This is a genomic window from Pseudomonas sp. DG56-2 (genome assembly GCF_004803755.1).
GTDB lineage: Bacteria > Pseudomonadota > Gammaproteobacteria > Pseudomonadales > Pseudomonadaceae > Aquipseudomonas > Aquipseudomonas auratipiscis.
The window spans coordinates 4,345,490-4,366,500 of record NZ_CP032311.1; the positions used below are offsets into that span (position 1 = coordinate 4,345,490).

18 protein-coding genes are annotated in these 21,011 nt (G+C 58.9%); 7 read left to right on the forward strand and 11 right to left on the reverse strand.

Features of this window, described 5'->3' with window-relative positions; translation table 11 throughout:
* Window positions 1-23 precede the first annotated feature (23 nt).
* Window positions 24-3,929, reverse strand: coding sequence for an ATP-dependent RNA helicase HrpA (hrpA, locus tag D3Z90_RS19885; RefSeq protein ID WP_136477638.1), 3,906 nt, complete (start codon window positions 3,927-3,929; stop codon window positions 24-26).
* 440 nt (window positions 3,930-4,369) lie between these two features.
* On the opposite strand from hrpA, the gene D3Z90_RS19890 reads away from it, so the two are divergent.
* Together D3Z90_RS19890 and D3Z90_RS19895 are read left to right on the forward strand one after the other, a co-directional pair.
* On the forward strand, window positions 4,370-5,734 hold the full coding sequence (locus D3Z90_RS19890) for a glutamine synthetase family protein (RefSeq protein WP_136477639.1): 1,365 nt from the start codon (window positions 4,370-4,372) through the stop codon (window positions 5,732-5,734).
* 30 nt (window positions 5,735-5,764) lie between these two features.
* Window positions 5,765-7,072, forward strand: a complete 1,308-nt coding sequence (locus D3Z90_RS19895; RefSeq protein ID WP_136477640.1) for an FAD-binding oxidoreductase — start codon at window positions 5,765-5,767, stop codon at window positions 7,070-7,072.
* Window positions 7,073-7,148: 76 nt separating this feature from the next.
* On the opposite strand, the gene fadD1 is transcribed toward D3Z90_RS19895, so the two are convergent.
* Window positions 7,149-8,846: a long-chain-fatty-acid--CoA ligase FadD1 gene (gene fadD1, locus D3Z90_RS19900; RefSeq protein WP_136477641.1), complete on the reverse strand. Its 1,698-nt coding sequence runs from the start codon at window positions 8,844-8,846 to the stop codon at window positions 7,149-7,151.
* Between the two features lie 299 nt (window positions 8,847-9,145).
* Window positions 9,146-10,834 (reverse strand): long-chain-fatty-acid--CoA ligase FadD2, encoded by a 1,689-nt coding sequence (gene fadD2, locus D3Z90_RS19905; protein ID WP_136477642.1) that lies wholly within the window; start codon window positions 10,832-10,834, stop codon window positions 9,146-9,148.
* Between the two features lie 207 nt (window positions 10,835-11,041).
* Here fadD2 and D3Z90_RS19915 point away from each other — a divergent pair, with 207 nt between their 5' ends.
* Window positions 11,042-11,986, forward strand: coding sequence for an alpha/beta hydrolase (locus tag D3Z90_RS19915; RefSeq protein ID WP_136477644.1), 945 nt, complete (start codon window positions 11,042-11,044; stop codon window positions 11,984-11,986).
* Between the two features lie 35 nt (window positions 11,987-12,021).
* The gene (locus D3Z90_RS19920; RefSeq protein WP_136477645.1) at window positions 12,022-12,492 is read left to right on the forward strand and encodes a MaoC family dehydratase; all 471 of its coding nucleotides are present in this window, start codon (window positions 12,022-12,024) and stop codon (window positions 12,490-12,492) included.
* A gap of 3 nt (window positions 12,493-12,495) precedes the next feature.
* Here the strand turns inward: D3Z90_RS19920 and D3Z90_RS19925 are convergent, their stop codons facing one another.
* The 8 genes from D3Z90_RS19925 to D3Z90_RS19960 form a co-directional block, all read right to left on the reverse strand.
* Window positions 12,496-13,731 carry an RNA polymerase sigma factor gene (locus tag D3Z90_RS19925; protein WP_136477646.1) on the reverse strand — a complete coding sequence of 412 codons (1,236 nt, stop codon included), beginning with the start codon at window positions 13,729-13,731 and terminating at the stop codon, window positions 12,496-12,498.
* Window positions 13,731-14,216, reverse strand: coding sequence for an SRPBCC family protein (locus tag D3Z90_RS19930; protein WP_136477647.1), 486 nt, complete (start codon window positions 14,214-14,216; stop codon window positions 13,731-13,733). The genes D3Z90_RS19925 and D3Z90_RS19930 overlap by 1 nt, the downstream gene beginning before the upstream one ends.
* Window positions 14,217-14,235: 19 nt before the next feature.
* Entirely contained in the window at window positions 14,236-14,580 is a 345-nt protein-coding gene (locus tag D3Z90_RS19935; RefSeq protein ID WP_136477648.1) for a YciI family protein, read from the reverse strand.
* 86 nt (window positions 14,581-14,666) lie between these two features.
* Window positions 14,667-15,101: an SgcJ/EcaC family oxidoreductase gene (locus D3Z90_RS19940; RefSeq protein WP_136477649.1), complete on the reverse strand. Its 435-nt coding sequence runs from the start codon at window positions 15,099-15,101 to the stop codon at window positions 14,667-14,669.
* Between the two features lie 335 nt (window positions 15,102-15,436).
* Window positions 15,437-16,093, reverse strand: a complete 657-nt coding sequence (locus D3Z90_RS19945; protein ID WP_136477650.1) for a LysE family translocator — start codon at window positions 16,091-16,093, stop codon at window positions 15,437-15,439.
* A 94-nt stretch (window positions 16,094-16,187) separates the two neighbouring features.
* Window positions 16,188-16,520, reverse strand: a complete 333-nt coding sequence (locus tag D3Z90_RS19950) for a type II toxin-antitoxin system HicB family antitoxin (protein ID WP_136477651.1) — start codon at window positions 16,518-16,520, stop codon at window positions 16,188-16,190.
* Window positions 16,517-16,771: a type II toxin-antitoxin system HicA family toxin gene (locus D3Z90_RS19955; RefSeq protein WP_136477652.1), complete on the reverse strand. Its 255-nt coding sequence runs from the start codon at window positions 16,769-16,771 to the stop codon at window positions 16,517-16,519. Before D3Z90_RS19955 ends, D3Z90_RS19950 begins: the two co-directional genes overlap by 4 nt.
* Before the next feature lie 57 nt (window positions 16,772-16,828).
* Window positions 16,829-17,785: a threonine dehydratase gene (locus D3Z90_RS19960; RefSeq protein WP_136477653.1), complete on the reverse strand. Its 957-nt coding sequence runs from the start codon at window positions 17,783-17,785 to the stop codon at window positions 16,829-16,831.
* A gap of 87 nt (window positions 17,786-17,872) precedes the next feature.
* Here D3Z90_RS19960 and D3Z90_RS19965 point away from each other — a divergent pair, with 87 nt between their 5' ends.
* From D3Z90_RS19965 to ada, 3 genes are all read left to right on the forward strand, one after another.
* Window positions 17,873-19,219: a PLP-dependent aminotransferase family protein gene (locus D3Z90_RS19965; protein ID WP_136477654.1), complete on the forward strand. Its 1,347-nt coding sequence runs from the start codon at window positions 17,873-17,875 to the stop codon at window positions 19,217-19,219.
* Window positions 19,216-19,839 carry a DNA-3-methyladenine glycosylase gene (locus D3Z90_RS19970; RefSeq protein WP_136477655.1) on the forward strand — a complete coding sequence of 208 codons (624 nt, stop codon included), beginning with the start codon at window positions 19,216-19,218 and terminating at the stop codon, window positions 19,837-19,839. Before D3Z90_RS19965 ends, D3Z90_RS19970 begins: the two co-directional genes overlap by 4 nt.
* 76 nt (window positions 19,840-19,915) lie before the next feature.
* Window positions 19,916-20,977 (forward strand): bifunctional DNA-binding transcriptional regulator/O6-methylguanine-DNA methyltransferase Ada, encoded by a 1,062-nt coding sequence (gene ada / locus D3Z90_RS19975; RefSeq protein WP_136477656.1) that lies wholly within the window; start codon window positions 19,916-19,918, stop codon window positions 20,975-20,977.
* The last annotated feature ends 34 nt before the right edge of the window (window positions 20,978-21,011 follow it).

The window sequence follows — 21,011 nt, forward strand, 5'->3', positions numbered from 1 at the left end:
AAGTGTGCCACAACTCCTGGGGTTTAGGCTTCTACCTGACTCCACTGCTTGCTGAGTCTTTTGTCAGAAACCGGCACCTTGGTGCCCAACTGCTGGGCAAAAAGTGAAACCCGGTACTCTTCCAGCCACCAGCGGTACACCGTCAGCTGTTCATCACGCTTGCCTTCCTGAGCGTGCTTGTCAGCGCGAGCCTTGTACTGCGCCCACAAGTTGCTCAGTTCGCCACTCCAGACCCGGTCCTTCTGCACCTGCGAGCCAAGTTTTTCCAGGCGCAATTCAACCGCCTTGAGGTAGCGCGGCAGCTCCTTGAGCCACACCCCTGGGGTTTCGCGGACAAAGCCCGGATAAACCAGGTTGCTCAACTGCTGCTTGATGTCGTTGAGCGCCACAGCCTGGGCCAGGTCGATCTTGCCCTTGAAGCGCTTTTGCAGGCCATGCCAGAGCTTGAGGATCTCCAGGGTCAGGCGGGCCAGTCGCTCCGCGTGCTCGGTCCAGCTACCGCGCTTGCGTTCGGCCAGCGAGGCCAAGCCCGCGCCATCGCGAGGCAAGTTGCTTTCTCCTTCCAGAATGCAGCTGTCGAGGCTGGCCAGAAGGATATCCTCCACCAACGCGTCGACGCGCCCCAACTCGCGATACAACAAGCCCAGTTCGGTCAGACCGGGAAGCTTGCCACGCAAAAACTTGGCCGGCTCTGCCAGTTGTTGCAAAAGCAGGCGCTGCAAGGCGCGACGGTGCTGGAACTCGGCTTCGGCCAGGGTTGAGAAGCGTCCTTCCTTGACCGTCCCGTTTTCTTCCACCAACGCCGGATAAACCGTCATGGAAAGACCGGCGATCTTTTGCTGGACGGTTTCGGCAACCTGAGCAAAGGCCTTGGCCTGGACCGGCTGCTGGCTCTTTTCGGTCTGCGGCACAGCCAGTGCAGCCTGACTGGCAGCCGCAAAGCGTGCGGTCAGTTCGGTCAGGTCGCGACCTTCACCAAGAAACTTGCCGTGGGCATCGACCACTTCCAGGTTCATCTTCAGGTGATTGTCCACCTGCCCGGCGGCTTCAGCCCAGGCTTCATCGCTGACCCGTGCCCCGGTCATGCGCAACAATTCCCGCCCCAGAGCCTGAGGCAACGAGCCTTCGGCAAAAGTCAGGCGTTGCAGGGCTGCCTTGACGAAGTCCGGCACCGGCACGAAATTCTTGCGTAGCGCCTTGGGCAGGTTACGCACCAGGGCAATGCATTTGGCTTCGACCAAACCTGGCACCAACCACTCGAGGCGTTCGCCTGGCAGGCTAGGCAGCAAAGGCGCCGGCACCCGCACGGTGACACCGTCTCGCGGATGATTGGGTTCGAAGTGATAACTCAGCGCCAGGGTCAAGTCGCCCAGGCGCAAGGTATCTGGATACTGCGCCGCGGTAACTTCACTGGCTTCGCGTGCAAGCACGTCTTCTTCGCGCATGATCAGCAGTTGCGGATCTTTTTGGCTGTTGACCCGATACCAACTGTCGAAAGTTGCGGTCTGGTGAATCTCGGCCGGCAGACGTTCTTCATAAAAGCCGAAGAGGGTTTCTTCATCGGCCAGAATGTCGCGGCGCCGGGCTTTAGCCTCAAGCTCGTCGAGCTGCTCGAGCAACTTGCGGTTGGCGCTCAGACATTTGGCCTTCGTCTGAATTTCGCCGCCGACCAGCGCTTCACGAATGAACAATTCTCGGGACATCACCGGGTCGATCGGACCAAAGTGCACCGGACGACGACCGACCACGATCAGGCCATAGAGCGTCACCTGTTCAAAAGCCACCACCTGGCCGCGCTTCTTCTCCCAGTGCGGTTCGAAATGGTTCTTCTTGATCAGATGGGTTGCCAGCGGTTCGATCCAGTCCGGCTCGATCTTGGCTACCATACGCGCGTACAACTTGGTGGTTTCGACCAGCTCGGCGCTCATGATCCACTGCGGGCGCTTCTTGCCCAGGCCCGAAGATGGATGTACCCAGAAGCGTCGTTGGCGAGCCCCCAGATAATCGCCGTCTTCGGTTTTATGGCCGACCTGGCTGAGCAGGCCGGAAAGAATCGCTTTGTGCAACTTCTGGTAATCGGCCGCCTCTTTGTTGATGCTCAACTGCAGTTCGCGGCAAATCAGGCTCAGTTGCCGATGAGCATCACGCCATTCACGCAGGCGTAGATAGTTGAGGAAGTTCTTCCGACACCAGTTACGCAGCGGGCTGGCTGTCAGGGCCTGACGCTGTTCTTCAAAGCCACGCCACAGGTTGACCAAAGCGGCGAAGTCGGAGTCGGCATCCTTCCATTGCGCATGCGCCTGGTCGGCGGCCTGCTGGCGCTCCGGTGGACGCTCGCGTGGGTCTTGCACCGACAAGGCACTGGCGACAATCAACAACTCGTTGAGGCTGCCCTGCTTGGCACCTTCGAGCAACATCCGCCCCAGGCGCGGATCGACTGGTAGGCGCGCCAACTGACGCCCAAGGGGGGTCAACTGGTTCTCACGGTTTACCGCAGAAAGTTCCTGCAACAGGTTGAAGCCATCGCTGATGGCCTTGCCGTCCGGGGGCTCGATAAACGGGAAGGCGTCGATCTCACCCAGACGCAGGTGCAGCATTTGCAGGATCACCGCAGCAAGGTTGGTGCGCAGAATCTCAGGGTCGGTGAATTCCGGCCGCGCATTGAAATCTTCTTCGCTGTACAGGCGCACGCAAATGCCCGGCTCGACCCGGCCACAACGGCCCTTACGCTGATTGGCGCTGGCCTGCGACACCGCCTCGATCGGCAGGCGTTGAACCTTTGCGCGGTAGCTGTAGCGGCTGATCCGCGCAGTACCACTGTCGATCACGTAACGGATACCCGGCACCGTCAACGACGTTTCCGCAACGTTGGTGGCGAGCACCACGCGTCGCCCCGGATGGGACTGGAAAATCTTCTGCTGCTCGGCCGGCGACAAGCGTGCATACAACGGCAAGATCTCGGTGTGTCGCAATTGTGCCTTGCGCAGCATCTCGGCGGCATCGCGGATCTCGCGCTCACCGGGCAGGAACACCAACACATCGCCAGGCCCCTTGCCTTGGCCACGCTCAAAACTGGCAATCTCGTCGAGTGTGGCGAGAATCGCCTGGTCAACGGTCAGATCGTTTTCTACCTGATTACCTTCCTCGTCCTGCTCGCTGGTCAGCGGTCGGTACCAGGTGTCCACCGGATAAGTACGCCCCGAGACTTCGATGATCGGCGCATCGTTGAAATGCCTGGAGAAACGTTCGAGGTCGATGGTCGCCGAAGTGATGATGACCTTCAGGTCCGGACGCCGTGGCAGCAAGGTCTTCAAGTAACCGAGCAGGAAGTCGATGTTCAGGCTGCGTTCATGGGCTTCGTCAACAATGATGGTGTCGTAGCGCTCAAGAAAACGGTCGTGCTGGGTTTCGGCAAGAAGAATACCGTCGGTCATCAGTTTGACCAGGGTATTGGCGTCACTCTGGTCTTCAAAGCGCACCTGGTACCCCACCAGTGCGCCCAGCGGCGTACCTAATTCCTCGGCCACGCGTGCGGCTACACTGCGCGCCGCGATACGCCGGGGCTGAGTGTGAGCAATCAAACCATGCTGGCCACGCCCGAGTTCGAGGCAGATTTTTGGCAACTGAGTGGTTTTACCCGAGCCGGTTTCGCCGGCAATGATCAGCACCTGATGCTTGGCCAGAACCTTCATGATTTCGTCACGTTTGGCCGCAATCGGCAGGCTGTCGTCGTAACGGATGCTCGGCACACTGGCTTTGCGCGCGCTGACCTGCGCGCAGGACGCCTGGACCTTTTCCACCCACTGAGCCAGCCTGGCCTCGTCCGGGCGCTTGCGTATTTCGTGCAGTTGCCGGCGCAGGCGATGACGCTCGGCAATCATTGCATGGTCGAGGTTTTTCAACAGTTGATCGATAGCGTGGTCAGTCATGGGCGCTTTTTAGTCGTGCAGGTGAGCCTGCTTTTTCATGATCGGCATAGGAAGGGCTGCGATTGTCGCAGATTTGCCCCCGTTCGGCACGGTCAGGGTGGCGCGATGATTGTTTAGCGCCAGACAAACTGAAGGTATACAAAGGCTGATTTAATGAACCTTCGCTGGCATGGGAGTATCGCGGCATGACTTCGCCCCTGTGTAAGCCCCGTTCGTTGTTGCGCCCTTCGTTTCCGAAGGTACGGGCTCGCTCTGGGGAAAACCCGCTGGTTCACATTATTCTCGCTTTCTGGGCCTTGTGGCACTGCCGCCATGCCCGCCCACCAGATACTTTTCTCGCCTTAGACTGATTTCATCGGCCAGCCTTGGCCTACCTGTCTTTGACTGTCGCCCCGTAGCGGAAACAGTCCTGTGCGCCTGATGGCGCGAGCGAGAACTGCATGCAATTTGCCTCCATCGAGCAAGCCCGAACATTCCTGGCACAAAACCCGGATATCGAGATGATCGAACTGTTCATTCTTGATGCCAACGGCGTACCACGCGGCAAGCTTCTGCACCGTGAAGAGCTGCTGGCGGTGTATGAAAGCGGCCGACCACTGCCCAGCACCATCCTCGGCTTGACCCTCAATGGCGACGATGTGGAAAACTCCGGCTTGGTCTGGGATGTGGGTGATATCGATTGTCGTGCCTACCCCCTGGAAGACAGCCTGGTACGTTTACCCTGGCGGCAGATTCCCACCGCCGCGGTGCAGGTCAGCATGCACCCTAGCGAAGGCATGCCAGCAACCATCGCCGATCCGCGCCATTTGCTGGTCAAGGTGATCGATGCGCTCAAGGCCGAGGGCTACCATCCGGTGATGGCCTGTGAACTGGAGTTCTACCTGCTCGATCAGAAACGTGACCATCAGGGGCGCCCGCAACCCGCTCTGGACAGCGACGGCGGACGTCCGCGCGGCACGCAAGTGTATGGCCTGCGCGAACTGGAACAGATCGAACCGTTCCTCGCCGATCTCTACAGTGCCTGCAAGGCCCAAGGCATTCCGGCGCGCACAGCGATTTCCGAATACGCCCCAGGCCAGGTGGAAATCACCCTGGAGCATGGCGATGCCTTGCTGGCCATGGATCAGGCTGTACGCTACAAGCGCCTGGTAAAAGGTGTGGCTCACAAGCACGGCATGCAGGCCTGCTTCATGGCCAAACCGTTCGATCACCTCGCCGGGACCGGCATGCACATGCATGTGAGTCTGGCCGACGCCCAAGGTAACAACCTCTACGCCAGCGACGATAAGGCGGGCACACCACTGCTGCGCCAGTCGGTGGCCGGTATGCTCAAGCATCTGCTCGATTCGCTGCTGCTGTTTTGCCCCAACGCCAACTCCTATCGCCGCTTCCAGGCCAACAGCTACGCACCGCTGGCGCCGACCTGGGGCGTCGACAACCGCACCGTAAGCATGCGCGTGCCAGGCGGCCCGGCCAACAGCCGTCATATCGAGCACCGCATCTGTGGCGCCGATGCCAACCCTTACCTGGCCGCGGCCGCCATTCTCGCCAGCGTGCACAGCGGCATTCGTCAGCAGCTCGACCCGGGCGCCCCTGTCGAAGGCAACGGCTATGCCCAGGCCAAGGAACTGCTTCCTACCGAATGGCTCGCCTCGCTCAAGGCGCTGGAAGCGTCGGAGTGGGCGCGTGAGGCATTCGGCGAAGCGTTTCTGGGGGTGTACCTGGCGGTCAAGCGCGCCGAGTATCGACAGTTCATGGCCGAAGTCGGCGAACAGGACTGGCGCTGGTACCTGACCCAGGCCTGAGCCCTTTTATTTTTGCGCCAAGGATTTTTTATGAATGCAGCCGTGAACACCAGCACCGCCCAGCGCAGTGCGTCCTATTACACCGCCAGCCTCAACGACACCACCCAGTACCCGACGCTCAAAGGTACCGTGAAGGTCGATGTCGCAATCATTGGTGGCGGCTTCACAGGCGTCGCCAGCGCTGTCGAACTGGCCGAGCGCGGCCTCAAGGTCGCCGTTGTCGAGACCAATCGCATTGGCTGGGGCGCCAGCGGACGCAACGGCGGCCAGGTCACTGGCAGCCTTTCCGGTGACGAGGCAATGCGCAAGCAGATGCGCGAAAAGCTTGGCGACGACGTCGATGATTTCATCTGGCAATTGCGCTGGCGTGGTCACCAGATCATCGAACAGCGGATCGCTCGCTACGGGATTGAATGCGACCTCAAGCACGGTCACTTGCATGCGGCAATGAAAGCTTCGCACATGAAAGAACTGCAGGCCTTTGAGGCCGAAGCCCAGCGCCGCGGCATGGGTGATCAGGTGCAATTGCTCGATCGCGACGCGGTCAGCAAACACCTGCAAAGCCCGCTGTACATCGGCGCCTTGAAGAACCTGCGCAACCTGCACCTGCATCCGCTCAACCTGTGCCTGGGCGAAGCCCGTGCAGCCCACAGCCTTGGTGCGCTGATCTTTGAAAACTCCGAAGTACTGGAGATCGTCCACGGTGATCACCCGGCAGTAGTGACTGCGCAGGGACGCATCGAAGCCAAGCAGATCCTGTTGGCCGGTGATGTCTACCACAAACTGGAAAAGCGTCAGCTCAAGGGCAAGATATTCCCGGCCATGGGCGGCATCGTTACCACTGCCCCACTCGGGGAGCTGGCAGCACAAATCAACCCGCAGGACCTGGCGGTTTATGACTGCCGCTTTGTTCTCGACTATTACCGTATGACGGCTGACGGTCGCCTGCTGTTCGGGGGTGGCGCCAACTATTCAGGTCGTGACTCGCGTGACATTGCCGGCGAGCTGCGTCCCTGCATCGAGCGCACCTTCCCGGCATTGAAAGGGGTGCCACTGGAGTTCCAGTGGAGTTGCGCCATGGGCATCGTGGTCAACCGTATTCCGCAGTTGGGCAAGCTCTCGGACAACGTCTGGTATTGCCAGGGCTATTCCGGACACGGCATTGCCACCAGCCACATCATGGGTGAAATCATGGCTGAGGCACTGACCGGCACGCTGGAGAAGTTCGATACCTTTGCCGGCTGCAAACACATCAAAGTGCCGATGGGCGATGTGCTGGGCAATCCGTTGCTGGCGGCAGGCATGTGGTACTACCAAATGCTCGAGAAATTGCGCTGAAACCAAGGCAAAACGAGAAAGGGCCGCAAAGCGGCCCTTTTTTCCGGCAACGCCGGTTGCTGTGACAGGATCGTTATCAGGCGATCTTCTTCAGACCGAGCTTTTTCAGCTCCTCGTCACGCAGTTCACGACGCAGGATCTTACCGACGTTGGTGGTCGGCAGAGCATCCCGGAACTCGATGAAGCGCGGCACCTTGTAGCCAGTGACATTGGCACGCATGTGCGCCATCACCTGCTCTTTGGTCAGCGTGACACCTGGTCGTACGACGATGAACAGCTTGATCACCTCACCGGACTTCTCGTCAGGCACACCGATAGCGGCACACTGAAGCACACCCGGCAGTGCCACCAGAACATCCTCGAGCTCGTTGGGATAGACGTTGAATCCGGACACCAGAATCATGTCTTTCTTACGGTCGACGATACGCAGGTAGCCATCGGGCTGGATCAGGGCAATATCACCGGTTTTCAACCAGCCTTCACTGTCGAGAATCTCGTTGGTAGCTTCCAGTCGCTGCCAATAGCCCTTCATCACCTGCGGGCCCTTGACACACAACTCGCCCACTTCACCCAACGGCAGCTCGACACCGGCGTCATCGACGATCTTGCACAGGGTCGAAGGTACTGGAATACCAATGGTGCCGACCTTGTTGTGCTCGGCAGGATTGACTGTCGCCACAGGGCTGGTTTCAGTCATGCCATAGCCTTCGCAAATGGCGCAACCGGTTACCGCTTTCCAGCGCTCGGCAACGCTCATCTGCAAGGCCATGCCACCGGACAGGGTGATTTTCAGTGCCGAGAAGTCCAGCTTGCGGAAGTTCTCGTTGTTGCTCAGGGCAACGAACAACGTGTTCAGACCGACAAATCCACTGAACTTCCACTTCGACAATTCCTTGACCATCGCCGGCAAATCGCGCGGGTTGCTGATCAGGATGTTGTGGTTGCCAATCAGCATCATTGCCATGCAATGAAAGGTAAAGGCGTAAATGTGATAAAGCGGCAACGGGGTGATCAGAATTTCGCAACCTTCATTGAGGTTGGAGCCCATCAACGCCCGGCACTGCAGCATATTTGCCATAAGGTTACGGTGTGTAAGCATCGCCCCTTTGGCAACGCCGGTGGTACCACCGGTGTACTGCAACACGGCAACATCATTGCGGTCAGGATTCGCTTCCTGCACCGGTTTGCCGGCGCCCTGACGCAACACGTCAACGAACTTGACCGCCTTCGGCAAATGATAAGCCGGGACCATTTTCTTCACGTACTTGATCACGCTGTTGATCAGCAGACGTTTTACCGGTGGCAGCATATCGGCCACTTCGGTGACAATAACGTGTTTGATCTGGGTCTTGGGCACTACCTTTTCAGCCAGGTGCGCCATGTTGGCCAAACACACCAGCGCCTTGGCGCCGGAGTCGTTGAACTGGTGCTCCAATTCCCGTGCGGTATACAACGGGTTGGTGTTGACCACGATCAGGCCCGCACGCAAAGCGCCGAACACAGCAACCGGATACTGAAGCACATTGGGCAGTTGAACGGCGATGCGATCACCGGGTTGCAAGTCCGTGTTTTGCTGAAGGTAAGCGGCAAACGCCCCCGACTGCTCGTACAGTTCGCCGTAGGTGATGGTTTTGCCCAGGTTGCTAAAGGCTGGCTTGTCAGCAAAGCGTTGGCAGGACTGTTTCAATACTGCCTGGATATTCGGGTACTCATCCGGATTGATTTGCGTAGCAATCCCGGCTGGGTACTTATCCTTCCAAAAGTTTTCGATCATGGAAGCCCACTCCTCCAGCACCAGCGAATTCTTCACCGCAGTCGATGCGATTATTATTGATATAAGATTACGGTTTATTGCAAACCAGAAAATCACAAGCGGGCCGAGATTAGCAGCTTTGCAAACGGTCGACTAGAGCTAAAGAAGCCCAAACAGTCACAAAAATGACTCTTGATAACTCAATGGTCATTTTTAGAGTAAAAAGACTAAAGCAGAGAATTCAAGCGGCAAGCGGCATACCGAACGGCTTGGTTCGTCTTGCATCACTTGCCGCTTGAAGCCGGCGGCTGTACTTGCCTTCAGGCAATGTCGCGCAATTCGCGGCGCAGGATCTTGCCCACTGCCGTCATCGGCAGCGAGTCACGCAGGACGATTTGCTTGGGTACTTTGTAGCCGGTGAAGTTGGCTTTGCAGAAGGCCTTGAGCTCTTCAACGCTGACGTTGCCATCTCGCGGCACTACGAAGAGCTTCACGGCTTCTCCCGAGCGCTCGTCCGGTACGCCGATCACTGCGCAATTGACCACCTGAGGGTGGCTCATGACCACTTCTTCGATCTCGTTCGGGTACACGTTGAAGCCCGAAACAATGATCATGTCCTTCTTGCGATCGACAATCCGGGTGAAGCCATCCGGATCGATCACGGCAATATCACCGGTCTTGAACCAGCCCTCGCTGTCCAGTGCCTCGGCAGTGGCCTGCGGTTGCTCCCAGTAGCCCTTCATGACCTGCGGGCCTTTGATACACAGTTCGCCGCGCTCCCCCAGTGGTTGTTCAATGCCATCATCGTCGATGACCTTGAACGCTGTGTCCGGCATCGGAATGCCGACAGTACCAAGGCGTGCCAGCTTGCCATAGGGGTTGGCGCTGGCCACGGGCGACGTTTCAGTCAAGCCGTACCCTTCGACAATGCGACAGCCCGTAAGACTTTCCCAGCGTTCAGCGGTGGCGGTGACCAGAGCCGTGCCACCGGAGTTGGTGACTTTCAGGGCAGAGAAGTCGAGGTTCTTAAACTCCGGGTGATTCATCAGCGCCACGAACAGGGTGTTCAGGCCAAGCAGCCCGGAAAACTTCCACTTTTTCAGTTCTTTGATGAACCCTGGAATATCTCGAGGGTTGGTGATCAGCACGTTGTGATTACCGGTGGCCATCATGCACATGCAATTCGCGGTGAAGGCATAGATATGATAGAGCGGCAGTGGGGCAATCATCACCTCCTGCCCCTCCTTGATCAGCCGCTGACCGTCCTCATCATGTTGCGAGAAACACGCCAGCACCTGAAGCATGTTGGCGACCAGGTTGCCATGGGTCAACATCGCGCCCTTGGCAAGGCCAGTGGTGCCGCCGGTGTACTGCAGTACGGCGATATCCTCGAGGCTCAGCGACACGCGCTTCGGTACCACCCCGCGGCCTTGGCCGAGAGCGGTCTTGAACGATACAGCCTGGGGCAGATGGTAATCAGGCACCATCTTCTTGACCTTGGCCACGATGGTGTTGACCAGCCATCCCTTGGCCGTCGGCAGCATTTCGCCCATCTTCGCCTCGATGAGGAATTCGATGCCGGTATCGGGCAGCACTTCCTGCACCAGTTTGCCGAACATATTCAGGTACACCAGTGCCCGGGCGCCGGAATCCTTGAACTGGTGGCGCATTTCACGCGCGGTATACAGCGGGTTGGTGTTAACCACGATCAGTCCGGCGCGCAAGGCACCGAACACGGCAATGGGGTACTGCAGCACGTTGGGCATCTGCACGGCGATGCGGTCGCCCGGTTCCAGATCGGTGTGTTGCTGCAGGTAAGCGGCGAAGGCTGCGGAGTGCCGCTCCAGCTCGGCATACGTCAGGGTTACCCCCAGGTTGCTGAACGCAGGACGGTCAGCGAATTTCTTGCAAGAGCGCTCAAATACTTCGACCACAGACTTGTAAGTATTCATGTCGATACTCGACGGAACACCTGCAGGACGTTTGTCATTCCAGAAATCAGCTTGCATTTATTCTTGTCCTCATACCTTGGCCGCTCCTGACCTCTGTCTGCTTGACGAGAGGATGTTGTGCCGACGGTAGCAGGTATGCCGCAGGTGGCAAATATGCCAAGCACTGTCATTAACATTATGAATCTTGTTTATTGCGACCTCTCGATTGTGCGCTTGAGTTATACACTGAGCTGATTCATTCACCTGTGCGCACAAGGACTCGCCATGCACCACGATGCGTTCTGGCTACCGGCCAGCGATCACTGCAGCCTTTATGTTTACCAATGGCTGCCGAGTACGCCCATCAAGGCCGTCGTGCTGCTGGCCCACGGCATGGCCGAACATGCCGGTCGCTATCAGCGCCTAGGCCAGGCCCTGAGTGCTGCAGGTTATGCCCTGATTGCCCATGACCAACGCGGTCATGGCCGTACCGCCGAACTCGGAACCCAGGGGCTGTTCGCTCGCCACAATGGCTGGAGCGCCGTGGTCAACGATCTCGGGCTGCTCAACCAGCACATCGGCCAGCAATTCCCTGGCACCCCTGTGTTTCTTTTCGGCCACAGTATGGGCAGCTACATTGCCCAAGCGTATCTGATCCACCACGGCGCCAGCCTGCAAGGTGCGATTCTCAGTGGCTCGAATTTCCAGCCACCGGCGCTGTACCGCGCGGCCTGCATGATCGCCCGCCTGGAGGCCTGGCGTCAGGGACCACTGGGGCACAGCGCAGTGATCGAATGGTTGTCCTTTGGCTCGTTCAACAAAGCGTTCAAACCCACTCGCACAGCCTTTGACTGGCTCAGTCGCGACACTGCCGAAGTCGACCGTTATATTGCCGACCCCTTGTGCGGTTTTCGCTGCACCAACCGGTTATGGATCGACCTGCTGATGGGGCTTGAACAAATCAGCCAACCGGCCAACCTCAAACAGATCGATCCGAACCTGCCGATCCTGGTCATGGGCGGCGAATGTGATCCGGTCAGTGCCGGCAAGCGTCTCAAGGATCTGGCCGGTGCCTTGCGCCTGGCCGGCAACCAGCATGTTCAGTTGCAGCTTTATCCAAAAGCGCGACATGAACTGCTCAACGAAACCAACCGTGACGAGGTCACGGCCGCGATCATTGACTGGTGTGAGCACGCGTTGGCCCTGTGCCGCCCTGCCCGCAGTGAATAATGGCCGTTTCCCCGCCCTTAGCAGGAACCGAATCGATGTCCCAGGTCACCAACACTCCTTACGAAGCCCTTGAAGTCGGCCAGACTGCCAGTTTCAGCAAGACCGTCGAAGAACGTGACATCCAGCTGTTCGCAGCGATGTCCGGTGACCACAACCCCGTCCACCTGGATGCCGAGTTCGCAGCCAAGAGCATGTTCAAGGAGCGTATCGCCCACGGCATGTTCAGCGGTGCACTGATCAGCGCCGCAGTTGCCTGCGAACTGCCTGGCCCGGGCACCATCTACCTGGGACAGACCATGAGCTTCCAGAAGCCGGTCAAGTTCGGCGACACCCTGACCGTGCGCCTGGAAATCCTGGAAAAACTGCCCAAGTTCAAAGTGCGCATCGCCACGCGGGTGTTCAATCAGAATGACGAATTGGTCGTCGATGGCGAGGCTGAGATCCTCGCGCCGCGTAAACAACAGACAGTGGAATTGGTCAGCCCGCCGCCAATCACCATCGGCTAAACCTCACAACTGGCTCAAGCGGCGTTCGATAAAGCGCCGCTCGGCACCTTGTTGGGTTAGGTTCAGCGCGGTTTGATAGGCCGCGCGCGCTTGATCCACGCGCCCCAGTTGCCGACAAAGTTCAGCACGGGCGCAATGGGCCAGGTGATAGTCCTGCAACTGGCCTCGCGCCAAAATCGCGTCCACCGCCAGTAACCCCGCCTGGGGGCCATCGCGTGACGCCAAGGCAGCGGCACGATTGAGTTCCACCACAGGCGATGGCCAGCCCCGCAGCAATACATCGTAAAGGCCGACAATTTCTTCCCAGTCGGTTTGTTCTGCGCTGGCCGCTTCAGCATGCACCGCAGCAATTGCAGCTTGCAGGCTATACACCCCGAAGTGGCGCGTTCGCAATGCCTGCTGCACCAACTCGCTGCCTTCGGCGATCAATGCGCGATTCCAAAGACTGCGATCCTGTTCATCGAGCAAAATCAATTCGCCCTTGTCGTCACTGCGCGCGTCCTGCCGCGAAGCCTGCAGCAACATCAACGCCAGCAACCCCAGCACTTCCGGGTCTGGCAGCAATTGCTGCAACAGCCGCCCCAGGCGAATCGCTTCATCACTGAGGTCGTTGCGCATCAGGTTGTCGCCCGAGGACGCCGAGTAGCCTTCGTTGAACACCAGATAAATGACCCTCAGCACACTGTCCAGGCGCTCCGGCAATTCGTTCAGCGCCGGCACTTGATAGGGAATCTGCGCATCACGGATCTTCGCCTTGGCACGCACGATGCGCTGGGCAATAGTGGCCGGGCTCTGTAGAAAGGCCCGGGCGATTTCCTCGGTGGTCAGGTCGCAGACCTCACGCAAGGTCAGTGGCACCTGGGCATCGGCGGCCAACGCCGGATGACAACAGGTAAAGATCAGGCGCAGGCGATCATCTTCCAGCTCCTCGTCTTTCACCTCATCCTCCTGCTGTGCCTCCAAGGCGATCATCAACTGCGCCTGGGTGCGGTCGAAACGAGCGCGCCGACGCAATCCGTCGATGGCCTTGAAGCGGCCGGTGGACACCAGCCAGGCCCTTGGACTGGCGGGTATTCCATCGCGCTGCCAACGTTCGACAGCAACAAAAAACGCTTCGTGCATGGCCTCCTCGGCCAGGTCGAAATCTCCCAGCAAACGAATTAATGTAGCAAGAATGCGCCGCGATTCTCGCTGATAAACAGACTCGACCTCGGCCTGCACCTGGGCCTGCGTTGCCATCAGTCCGGCATCTGCGTGGTCACCACAGTCACCAGTCGGTCCAGGCTTTCACCCCACCCGCGATGAAAACCCATTTCTTCATGGGTCAAGCAATCGGCGGCATTCCAGTGCCAGGCGCGTGCGGTGTACTGGGTTTTGCCTTGAACATCCTCGAAGGTCACTACCGCCGTCATGAATGCCTTGCTCGACGGCACCCAGCCTGGCCCGAAAGCATCAGTGAAAACAATTCGCTCAGGTGCAAGAATTTCCAGGAACACCCCCTGGTTGGGGTACTCGGCACCGTCTGGCGCCTGCATTACCGTGCGAAACAACCCGCCTACCCACAACTGCATTTCACACACCGGGGTGATCATGCCGTTCGGCCCCCACCACTGGGCCAACAACTGCGGGTCAGTCCAGGCCCGGAACACTTTTCTACGTGGAGCATCAATCAATCGGCTGAGGGACAGCTCATACTGCGCAGCCCCTGGAGGGTGAAGGCTCATCTTGTTGTTCTCCTTCGACTCAAGGTTGCAACTCGCGGATCGGCCTCACTTCGACACTGCCAACTCTGGCGGCAGGAATACCCCTGGCAATGTTCAGGGCTTCATTCAGGTCACGGGCATCTACCAGATAGAAGCCCGCAAGTTGTTCTTTGGTTTCGGCAAACGGCCCGTCGGTCAAACTCATATGCCCACCCCGGACACGCACCGTGGTGGCAGTCTGCACGGGCTTGAGCGCCTCGGCGGCGAGCATCCGCCCAGTTCCCTGGATCGCTTCGGCATACGCCATGCACTCGGCATCGGCGGGGCTATCGGGCAAGCTGTGCAGCAGACCTTCTTCACAATAGACCAGGCATAGGTATTTCATCGTCTTCTCCAGCGCAAATGCCAACATGGCTGCAAGTCGCGCCGCTGCAGCAGGCGCCTTTGGTCACGTTTTCGAAAGTGTTCGACTCAAGGCTTGAGCGAGAACAACGCAGCACCGGTCTCCATGTCGAAAGGTGCCGACCAATGCTCATGAACAACCATCCATTGCCCATCGATGCGCTTGTAACCGGCGCTGGCGCGCATGTAGCAGCTCTTGTCTTCGCCACTCTCATCGCTGGCCGGACCACAGCGGACCAGCCAGTGGGCAAAAGCCAGGTCGGCGCTGGCATGAACCTGCAGTTGCTCCATCTCGAAGATCATGTCGCCGGGACAGTGCTCCATACAGGCTTGCCAGTGGTCGCGATAAGCTGCCTTGCCTTTGAATTGCAATTCCTTGACCGCATCGAATGCAACGATGTCTTCGGTATATGGGGCGAGAATGGCAGGGATGTCTCGCGCACGAACGGCAGGTATCCAGCGTTCGATGAGTTGGCGTACTTCATTTTCGGCAGTGCTGCTCATGATCTTATCCTCACAGATTCGATGAGTGCCAGGCACCGAGCAAATCGGTGCGTTCACAGATGGTCGAATGGCTGCTGGAAAAATCGACAACGCTGCTGGAAAACTTTTGCGCCGGGAAAAACGCGGCACCTGGAAACCACAAGGAGCCCCTTGCGGGGCTCCTTGTGGATGTCATGGAAGGAATCCACTGTTGGCCGAGCGCTTGGCGCGTTTGGCGGCGCGTTTTTCATCAATGGTTCTGAGGGGCTTTTTCTTGGCCATTTTCTTTGCATCCAGACCTTTCATCTCGAAGATCCTCCGGCCTGTCGGCGCCTGCAAATGGGCACCCCGAATGATTATAGACCCGCTGTGGCGGCAGGCACGGCAAGGATGAATTCCCGATAGCCGGAAACAATTACATAGACGGCGAAGTAACAGAAAATCGCCGCTGAAAGCAGATAGGACCACGTCAGCAGTCGATTGCCCAGCAGTCGTCCACCATGACTGGCGATCAAGCACAGCGACAGGCACCAGATGAGTCCTGCAGCAAAAAAACCTGACAGAAACAGACCCGCCTCAATCAGACTGCCACCACCGGAACGGGAGATCAGCACCCCGCCTACAGCCGCAAACCAGAGGATCGCCGTCGGTGATGACATGGCCAGGAAAATCCCGCGCAGAAACTCACGCCAGAACGACTCCACAACCACCTGCCCCGCTTGTACCTGGCCGTCACCGCGCCAGGCGGCCAACAGCATCTTCACGGCAAACCACACCAGCAAAAGTGATCCGCCCAGCCACAGCACCCAGCGCACCGTCTCAAATTGCAGTAACACGGTCATCCCGACCAGCGCAGCCACTGCGTAGACCAGATCACCGACGCACGTACCCAACCCCAACCAGAAGCCCTGGAAGAACCCACGCTGCATGGCCAGGGTGATCATGGCGATGTTGGCAATGCCGATATCGAGGCATAAGGAAAGACTGAGAAGAAATCCATTGGAGAAAGGCATGGGGCATTCCATAGGCAGCGTTGAAGGCAGGCGCTATTAAAGCGGAAACACGGGCGCTGTACTGGAAAAACTGCCTTGCCTTTACCCCGGTCTGTCAGAACTGGGCTGCACGCGCAAAAACCTCATCCGCCCATTGATTGAGACTTTTGCCTGCAGATTTCGCGGCGATCGTCGCAGCGGCATGCACCTCAGGGCGAATGCGCAACATGACTTTGCCCGAGGCTGGACGCTCAGGGAGCACGCCTCGCTCCGCACAATCTGCAAGATAATCGTCCAGTGCCAGGTGGAATGCTTCATGTAACTGGCTCACAGAGCTGGCGTGGAAACTAATAATGTCACGCACCCCCAGCACCCGACCGACGAAAATGTCGTCACGAGGGTCATACTCGACTCGAGCGTTATAGCCCTTGTAGTTCATCGCGTTCATAGCTGAACTCCTGCCCGCAGCAAAAATTCGCGGGCTTCTTCTACTTGATATCGCTTGGTCTCTTTACCGGGGTGGGGGCGATGGCAACGCCATTGCTCTGCACCTAGAACCAGCTTGACCCTGGAACCTTCACGCTGCAGAACTTGCCCGCCTAAATACAGCACCAGCGCTTCAATGTCGCTGAACGCCAGACTGGCGCTTGTAGGTGAGCGAAAAATACTCTCGAGGATTCTGCGGTATCGATTGTTCATCGGAAAATGCTATCAAATTAAGATAGCATTTTTTCCTATTGATCAATTCAGAATTTTTCAGTCACCCGCCAAGACCTGCGCATAACGTTGCCGGTCGATATTGGCGCCACTCAAGATTACCGCCACTTTGCGCCCTTGCTGGCGATCGCGCTCCTGGATCAGGGCAGCGAGGCCGGCAGCCCCAGCGCCTTCAGCTGTGTTATGGGTATCTTCGTGATAGATGCGCATAGCCTGAGCGACTTCTTCATCGCTCACCCGTACGATGCGCGCGGCATGCTGGTAAACCAGCTTGAATGCTTCGGGCACAGGAATACGGCACGCCATACCGTCGGCAAAGGTATCGGCGGTCGCGGTAGTAACGATGCGCCCTTGCTCGAAACTCGAGGCAAAAGCATCGGCCGCGCTGGAGACCACGCCCACGATTTCGGTGCTCAACCCCAGCAGGTTGCGGGCCTGAATCAGCCCACAGATTCCCGAGCCCATGCCGATCGGCACATAGACACAATCCAGGTTCTGTACCGCATCGAACAACTCCAGGGCATAGGTGGCCACTCCGCGAACGAGTTGCGGGTGGAATGACGGTACCATTTCATAGCCATGCATCTGTGCCTGACGGGCCGCTTCTTCCCGAGACTGATCAAAATCGACGCCGTATTCGATCAACTCCGCACCCAGCGCACGCATCGCCGCGTTTTTTTCTCGAGAGTTGCCCTGCGGCACCACGATAATGATCGGCAACCCGGCCTTGCGCGCCGCCAGAGCCATGCTCTGCCCATGATTGCCACGAGTGGCAGTGACCAGGCCGCGAACCTGTGGCTTCTGGGCCTGCAGCCATTGCACATAGAGCAATCCACCGCGCACCTTGAAAGCACCGGTCGGGGCGTGGTTCTCGTGTTTGACCCAGACTTCGCATCCCAGTCGCTCCGCCAACCGGGGCCAAGCGTACTGGGCAGTGGCAGGCACGCTGGCATGTACCAGGCGGGCAGCTTCACGCAAGTCATTCAGGTCGAACATGGAACACCTCGGCAACAGTGGATTTGACCAGATCCTAGCGCCGAGCCATTGTATGGGTAAAACCTTATATTGCATGGCCGACAATAAATGTGGACGCCCACCCTCCCCGCCACTGAACAACCCCGCTACCTGGCTTTGGTCGAGGCCATCGCCGACGCCATCGAGCGCGGTGAACTGAAAGTCGGCGAACGCCTGCCACCACAGCGTCGCCTGGCCTGGGCCCTGGGGCTGAACCCGAGTACCACCCAACAGGCGTACCGTGAAGCTGCCGTTCGCCATCTGGTCAGTGGTGAAGTGGGTCGCGGCACCTATGTCCTGGCGGGCAGCAAAGAGGCAACGCTGTTTCATCTCAAGCAAAACGGCCTGCAGCCCAGCCTGATCGATCTGTCCACCAACGTACCGGTGATCGATCCAGACAACCAGGATATTGAGCGCACCTTGCAGGCACTGTTGCACGAAGGTGCAGTTCGCGGCCTGGACCATTATCTGAATGCCGAAGCGCTGCTAATGGCCCGCGCCCATGGGGCAAGCTGGCTAGCCAATCGCGGGCTGCACCTGAACGCCAGCCAACTGCTGTTGTGCGGCGGCGCTCAACAAGGTCTGTTCAGTGTTCTGTTATCGCTCTGCCAGGCTGGAGACCCGGTGCTGGTGGAAGCGCTGACCGCGCCGGGCATCAAGGCTGCGTGCCGCCAATTGCGTTTGCCGCTGCACGGCATCGCCCAGGACCAGGAAGGAATTCTGCCTGAGGATCTGGACCGCGTCGCCCGCGCCACCGGTGCACGGCTCGTAGTACTCACCCCCAGCCTGCAAAACCCCACGGGGGCCACCATGAGTCGCGAGCGTCAGCAGGCGATTGTCGAAGTCATCCAGCGCCATGGCCTGCTGTTGGTCGAGGATGATGTGTATGGTGCTCTGACCGATCAGCCGCCCCTATGGCCGTTACTGGGTTCGCAGGGAATATTGATAACCAGCCTGTCAAAGACAGTCGGGGCGGGGCTACGCCTGGGTTGGATCGTCGCTGACTCGCTGTTGCTGGCCAGGATCGACCCGCACGCCCAGGCAACACACTGGCAGGTATCGCCGCTGAATTTGCAGATAGCCTGTCGCTGGATCAGTGACGGCACTGCACATCGGCGCCTGGCCTGGCAACGTGCCGAGACCCAACAGCGCTGGCGCCTGGCGCGCAGAATTTTGGGTGCTGACAGGCTCTATGGCCAGGCGCCGTCGCCGCATGTCTGGGTGAACTGTTCGGTGCCTGCACAAACGCTGGTACAACGCTGTCGGGCCAATGCCGTGGAAGTGGTGCCTGCAGAAGTATTTGCCGTAAAGCAGAGCGAACTGCCGGCGGTGCGTGTCAGCCTTTCGGCCGCCAGCAGCCGCGCGGAACTCAAACAGGCCCTGGAGCGGGTGGTCCACGCCATGGAGGCGACATGAACACGTTATTCACTGAGGCCGAGCAATTTCTGCGCACGCTGGATTCGAAATGGGCCGCGCATGTCCAGGCCATTGGTCCATGCCTGCATCAGCCACGCCCGCAGCGAGACCCGTACCAGGCACTGGTACGCGCCATTGCCTACCAGCAACTGCACGTGAAGGCAGGCGATGCCATCCTCGGGCGCTTTCTTGCACTGTATCCAGGCAGTGATTTTCCCAGTCCCGAACAAGTGCTGGCCACGCCAGCCGAGCAACTGCGGGCGTGCGGCTTCTCGGGGAGCAAGTTGGTTACCATCCAGGGCATTGCCCAGGCGCGCCAGCAAGGTGTGGTTCCAGACCATGAGCAGGCACTGACAATGACCGATGAAGCGCTGATCGAGCGCCTGGTCAGTTTACGCGGTGTCGGCCGCTGGACCGTGGAGATGCTATTGATCTACACCCTGGAACGTATGGACATCCTGCCCGTCGATGACTTCGGCGTGCGTGAAGGTTACCGTCGCCTGCAAGGTCTGGACACGCAGCCGAGCCGCCGGCAAATGCTCGAGCTGGGTGAGCAATGGCGCCCCTACCGCACGGTCGCTGCCTGGTACCTGTGGCGCGTGCCCAACCCGCGAGTTTGAACGCAAGACCCGGAGTTTATTCCTTCAACGTCCGCCCTAACCTGAGCACATCCCTACTGACCAAGAGATTCTCGGTATGAGCCAAGGTAAATCCTCCATCAGCGAATCCGATCCACGCTGGCAAGCCATGCTCGCCCGCGACCCGGCGGCCGACGGTGAGTTTGTCTATGCCGTGCGCACCACCGGTGTGTACTGCCGGCCCAGTAGCAGCTCGCGCCTGCCGCGTATCGACAACGTCGAGTTCTTCGACACCCCGACGCAAGCTGAAGCGGCGGGTTACCGGCCTAGCAAACGAAAGGTTGCTGACCAGACGCTGATGGCCGAGCAACATCGGGCGAAGGTCACCCAAGCCTGCCAACTGATCGAGGACGCCGAGTCGATACCCAGCCTCAATCAACTGGCCGAACAATTGAGCATGAGCCCGTTTCACCTGCATCGGGTGTTCAAGGCCATTACCGGAGTGACGCCCAAGGCCTATGCCTCGGCCCACCGCGCAGACAAAGTGCGTCATCAGTTACAGCACTCCAGCAGCATAACCGATGCCTTGTACCAAGCCGGCTTCAATTCCAACAGTCGCTTCTACGAGTCGAGCAACGCACGCCTGGGCATGACCCCGGGGTCTTACCGCGATGGCGGGGCCAATACCGATATTCGTTTTGCCCTCGGCCAGTGCTCATTGGGGGCGATTCTGGTGGCGCAAAGCGCACGCGGTATCTGTGCGATTCTCCTGGGCGACGACCCACAGGCCTTGTTGCAGGATCTGCAGGACAAATTCCCCAAGGCAAATCTGCTCGGCGGTGATCGCGAGTTTGAATCTCTGGTGGCCAGGGTGGTGGGATTGATCGAGGCACCCGGAATCGGCCTGGATTTGCCCCTGGACTTGCGCGGCACAGCCTTTCAAGAACGGGTCTGGCAAGCGCTGCGCACGATCCCGGCCGGGACAACGGCAAGCTATGCCGAAATAGCCCAGCGCATCGGCGCGCCCAAAGCGGTGCGTGCGGTGGCCCAAGCGTGCGCTGCCAATGCGCTCGCCGTGGCGATCCCCTGTCACCGGGTGGTGCGCAGCGACGGTAACCTTTCCGGTTACCGTTGGGGCGTCGAACGAAAGCGTCAGCTATTGGAGCGCGAAAATCCGTAGCACGGTAATAGGTCTGGGCTGGGCTGGGCTGGGC

Excerpts from the sequence above, each read along its gene's own strand:
- hrpA (WP_136477638.1), bottom strand. The coding sequence starts at position 3,929 with ATGACTGACCACGCTATCGATCAACTGTTGAAAAACCTCGACCATGCA.
- D3Z90_RS19890 (WP_136477639.1), top strand. The coding sequence starts at position 4,370 with ATGCAATTTGCCTCCATCGAGCAAGCCCGAACATTCCTGGCACAAAAC.
- D3Z90_RS19895 (WP_136477640.1), top strand. The coding sequence starts at position 5,765 with ATGAATGCAGCCGTGAACACCAGCACCGCCCAGCGCAGTGCGTCCTAT.
- fadD1 (WP_136477641.1), bottom strand. The coding sequence starts at position 8,846 with ATGATCGAAAACTTTTGGAAGGATAAGTACCCAGCCGGGATTGCTACG.
- fadD2 (WP_136477642.1), bottom strand. The coding sequence starts at position 10,834 with ATGCAAGCTGATTTCTGGAATGACAAACGTCCTGCAGGTGTTCCGTCG.
- D3Z90_RS19915 (WP_136477644.1), top strand. The coding sequence starts at position 11,042 with ATGCACCACGATGCGTTCTGGCTACCGGCCAGCGATCACTGCAGCCTT.
- D3Z90_RS19920 (WP_136477645.1), top strand. The coding sequence starts at position 12,022 with ATGTCCCAGGTCACCAACACTCCTTACGAAGCCCTTGAAGTCGGCCAG.
- D3Z90_RS19925 (WP_136477646.1), bottom strand. The coding sequence starts at position 13,731 with ATGGCAACGCAGGCCCAGGTGCAGGCCGAGGTCGAGTCTGTTTATCAG.
- D3Z90_RS19930 (WP_136477647.1), bottom strand. The coding sequence starts at position 14,216 with ATGAGCCTTCACCCTCCAGGGGCTGCGCAGTATGAGCTGTCCCTCAGC.
- D3Z90_RS19935 (WP_136477648.1), bottom strand. The coding sequence starts at position 14,580 with ATGAAATACCTATGCCTGGTCTATTGTGAAGAAGGTCTGCTGCACAGC.
- D3Z90_RS19940 (WP_136477649.1), bottom strand. The coding sequence starts at position 15,101 with ATGAGCAGCACTGCCGAAAATGAAGTACGCCAACTCATCGAACGCTGG.
- D3Z90_RS19945 (WP_136477650.1), bottom strand. The coding sequence starts at position 16,093 with ATGCCTTTCTCCAATGGATTTCTTCTCAGTCTTTCCTTATGCCTCGAT.
- D3Z90_RS19950 (WP_136477651.1), bottom strand. The coding sequence starts at position 16,520 with ATGAACGCGATGAACTACAAGGGCTATAACGCTCGAGTCGAGTATGAC.
- D3Z90_RS19955 (WP_136477652.1), bottom strand. The coding sequence starts at position 16,771 with ATGAACAATCGATACCGCAGAATCCTCGAGAGTATTTTTCGCTCACCT.
- D3Z90_RS19960 (WP_136477653.1), bottom strand. The coding sequence starts at position 17,785 with ATGTTCGACCTGAATGACTTGCGTGAAGCTGCCCGCCTGGTACATGCC.
- D3Z90_RS19965 (WP_136477654.1), top strand. The coding sequence starts at position 17,873 with ATGTGGACGCCCACCCTCCCCGCCACTGAACAACCCCGCTACCTGGCT.
- D3Z90_RS19970 (WP_136477655.1), top strand. The coding sequence starts at position 19,216 with ATGAACACGTTATTCACTGAGGCCGAGCAATTTCTGCGCACGCTGGAT.
- ada (WP_136477656.1), top strand. The coding sequence starts at position 19,916 with ATGAGCCAAGGTAAATCCTCCATCAGCGAATCCGATCCACGCTGGCAA.